Consider the following 4007-nt stretch of genomic DNA (forward strand, 5'->3'; position numbering starts at 1 on the left):
GGTTGATAGCTATACCGAGTGTAATTTATTAGTATTTAATCCTGTCCTTGCGTCACAGTCCGGTGACGACATTGCCATTCAAATCGTGATATCCAAACAGCGAAGAGAGTAATAATAATGATGAATGCCATGATGAACACCCAGCTTACAATTACATCATTAATGAAGCACGCCGAAAAGGTGAATGGCGCTGTAGAAGTGGTGTCGGTAACCGCTGATAACCCTAGACATCGCTACACGTATCGCGAAGCGTTTTTACGAGCGCGAAAACTGGCCAATGCACTCGTCACGTTAGGCCTGAAGCCGGGTGATACCGTTGCCACGTTCGCTTGGAACGATTACCGTCACTTGGAAATATACTACGCGGTTTCGTGCAGCGGCATGGTATGCCACACGATCAACCCGCGCTTATTTCCTGAGCAAATTGACTATATTGTTAATCATGGTCGCGACCAGTGGGTATTTGTCGACGCAACAATAGTGCCGCTATTAGAACAGCTCCAAGACTCAATGCCCGATGTTAAGGGTTTTGTGGTGATGACCGATGCCGCGCACATGCCGGCGACGAGTTTACGCAATGCACTCTGTTACGAAGACATTCTCGCGGCCGAGAGCGATCAGTTCGATTGGCCTGAGCTCGATGAAAACACCCCGTCGGCGCTGTGTTATACCTCCGGCACCACTGGAAACCCCAAAGGGGTAATGTACACCCATCGCTCTACCTTGCTGCATTGCTATGCCAGTATTGCTCCGGATGTTTTCGGATTGTCGATTAAAGACGTGGCGTTACCCATAGTGCCAATGTTCCATGTAAATGGCTGGGGAATGGTATACAGCGCGCCCATGACCGGCGCCAAATTGGTTATGCCTGGGCCGAAAATGGGGGACGGTGAAACCCTTTGCAAACTTATTAACGAAGAAAAAGTAACGGTTTCAGCAGGGGTACCGACGGTCTGGCTAGCACTTTTAAATTACTTAGAAAAAACCGGGCAGACGGTAGAAAGCCTTAATCGCTTAACCGTTGGCGGCGCAGCGTGTCCCTATACGATCTTTGATGACTTCCGCAGCAAGCACGGGGTCGACGTGCAGCAGGGCTGGGGTATGACTGAAATGAACCCATTGGGCACCTTTAACGGCAACGTCGCACCAGAAGTGGCTCAGCTACCTCCCGAACAATACGATAAAATCCGTCTCAAACAGGGCCGGCCGGTGTTTGGCGTTGAAATGAAAATTGTCGACGCCGACAATAATGAACTCCCCTGGGATGGCGAAAGTGCCGGTGCGGTTAAGGTTCGCGGGCCTTGGATAATCGCAGAATACTATCGTTATGACGGTCAAACCTTAGACGATGACGGTTGGTTTGAAACTGGGGATGTGGCCAGTATTGACGAATATGGCTATATGAAAATTACCGACCGAGTAAAAGACGTCATCAAATCAGGTGGCGAATGGATAAGCTCGATTGAGCTGGAAAATTGCGCGGTAAACCATCCGAAAGTCGCTGAAGCTGCGGTAGTTGGGATGCCTCACCCGACTTGGAGCGAGCGGCCTCTGCTACTTGTCATTTTACAAGAAGGGCAGAGCTTGAGTCGGGAGGAAATGCTTGCGTGGTTCGACGGCAAAGTAGCTAAATGGTGGATTCCTGAAGACTGTTTGTTCGTTGACGCATTACCCCATACGGCTACCGGCAAACTCAGTAAAAAAGACATCCGCGAAACCTATAAAGATTATCGCTGGCCGGCGTAAGTGTGTTGCCAAAGTCGCGGCGGAATCCGATACTTTAGCGTCTTGTCGTATATAGGCCAAGAAAGGTGTAGTAATGAGTGATTTTCAGGCGCTGATCAATAGCGTCGTCAATAATGGCGAAGCTAATCAGTATCGCGCTACGGTGGATGAGTCTTGGCTTCAAGGTCGTACCGCATTTGGCGGATTAAGTACGGCGCTCGTTGTGGCTGCCATGAATCAAGAAGTGGCAGTTGATCGACGTTTACGCAGTTTGTCAGTGCTCTTTGTTGGCCCGGTTCCCGCTGGAGATCATCTAATCCACCTTCGCGAGTTACGGGTCGGTGGTTCGGTTAGTCATATGCAAGGGGAGCTGACCTGCAGCGGTGAAGTGGCCCTCAGTGTTAGCGCAGCTTATGGAAAAGATCGGGCCTCGGACGTGGTCATTACAGGGCCAGTATTGCCTGAGCTAAATAACCCAGAAACATTGGCTAAACTGCCTTATATCGAGGGTTTAACTCCCGCGTTTACTCAGCATTTTGATATGCGAATTGAATACGGCAGCATGCCGTTTAGCGGCGCGAATTCAGCCGACTTCGGTGTTTGGCTGCGATTTCCTGCTAATCGACCAATAGATATTGCCGCATTAATCGCTCTAGCTGATGCGCCGCCGATGCCCGGTTTAAATACCATCAAACCGCCGGGTATCGGGAGTTCGCTGAGCTGGTATTTGGAATTTCCCACTGAATTGCCCACTGCTGATGCATCCGATTGGTGGTATTGCGATTACCGCTGCCAAGCAGCCGGTAATGGCTATTTTCATAATTATGCGACAATTTGGGGCCCAGATGGCCGCGTCGTAATGTTTAGTCGCCAAGTTGCCACGGTTTTTGAAAAGCGCTAAATCTCTATGTTAGTGCATTTGTGTCGTAGGATTACTGCACATCGGTTACAGTAGTTAAATAATTTTAACGCTACTGCTTTGGCGAATTCAAAAACCACGAGCAATAGGAGGCATAAGAATGGCGATAGATTTAAGTCCTTTTATTGAGAATACCGCTCGGCTGCCGTCTATACCTCGGGTCGTAACGCGTATTGTTACTCTTGCCCAGCAGGGTGAAATCGATATGCAAAGCATTGCCGATCTTGTTGCAAGTGATCCAGCCCTCGCCGCTAAGACCCTCCAATATGCTAACTCTCCGCTCTATGGCAATGAACATAAAGTAGAAAATCTCCGTCGTGCTATTGTCCTGCTTGGTTTAAATACCACAGTCAACCTCGCGCTGAGCTTTTCGTTAACGTCTTCAATAAAAGAGCCTCGTGCAAGTGGCTTGCATTACCCCTTATTTTGGCGTCGCTCACTGTTGGCGGCGAGTGCGTCCCTTGAGTTGGGCCGACTTGCCGGCGAACGAGCACTAGAAGAACTTTTTTTAGCGGGTCTGTTACAAGATATTGGAATGATCGCCGTAGATCGCCTGCAACCCGACTTTTATGAGTCGCTGCAAAGCGACCAAGTGTTTCACCAGCGCGTTCGCGAATATGAAATAGAGCGCATGGGTGGGGATCACGCGGAGGCCGGCGCATGGCTAAGCAAGCATTGGGGCTTACCAGACCGCACGACCTTGGCAATTACAAACAGTCATCGGCCAGGGGTATTTGCCAAAGGCGATCGCGACGGCTTGTTTGTGCGCTGTGTTGCCCTGTCAGGTGTGGTGGCAGATTACTTGATCTTTGGGGAAACAAGCGAAGCTCGTGATCAATTAGTTTTACAGTGTCAGCGTTTCCTAGAATTTAATACTACAAAAATCGATTCTCTAATTGAGCGTATGCACGAGAAAATTCCTGAAATGGAGGAATTGTTCGACGTAAAACTGACTGAAAGTGCTAGCCAATCAAAGTTATTAGAAGAGGCCAATGCGACGCTTGCCTCTATGAACATTGCTACATTGCAACGCTCTTTGAACAAGTCTGGCAACGGTGAAGAGCAGAAGTTAAGCAAGGCGGACCGCTACGACCCGAAAACCAATGTGTTTTCACGCAAATTTGCCGATGGCTATATTCCCGATGCCTTTGATATAGCAGTACGAACTGATCGAAATATTAGTTTTGCCCTTATCGAGATTAGTAATTCAAAGGAAATACACAAAAAACTTGCGGAACCAGATGCTTTTATTAGCGAAATGGTTCGGGTGCTGGAGAATTCGGTGCGCTCAGGTGATGTGCTAAGTCGTTATAGCGATGAACAATTTCTAATCATTCTCGCTGGTACGACTGCCGAACAAGCA

At 48.8% G+C, this 4007-nt stretch carries 3 protein-coding genes; all 3 read left to right on the forward strand.

The window, feature by feature from the left end; all coding sequences use genetic code 11:
• The first annotated feature begins 117 nt into the window (after positions 1–117).
• Complete coding sequence (locus ABYT30_RS16640; RefSeq protein ID WP_373080624.1) at positions 118–1746, forward strand: long-chain-fatty-acid--CoA ligase; 1629 nt, start codon at positions 118–120, stop codon at positions 1744–1746.
• A gap of 73 nt (positions 1747–1819) precedes the next feature.
• A complete protein-coding gene (locus ABYT30_RS16645) occupies positions 1820–2626 on the forward strand; it encodes an acyl-CoA thioesterase (protein ID WP_373097562.1) in 807 nt (268 codons plus the stop codon).
• 118 nt (positions 2627–2744) lie between these two features.
• The coding region (locus tag ABYT30_RS16650; RefSeq protein ID WP_373097563.1) for an HDOD domain-containing protein at positions 2745–4007 on the forward strand (1263 nt) is incomplete at its 3' end.

Source organism: Zhongshania sp., from assembly GCF_041623545.1.
Taxonomy (GTDB): Bacteria; Pseudomonadota; Gammaproteobacteria; order Pseudomonadales; family Spongiibacteraceae; genus Spongiibacter.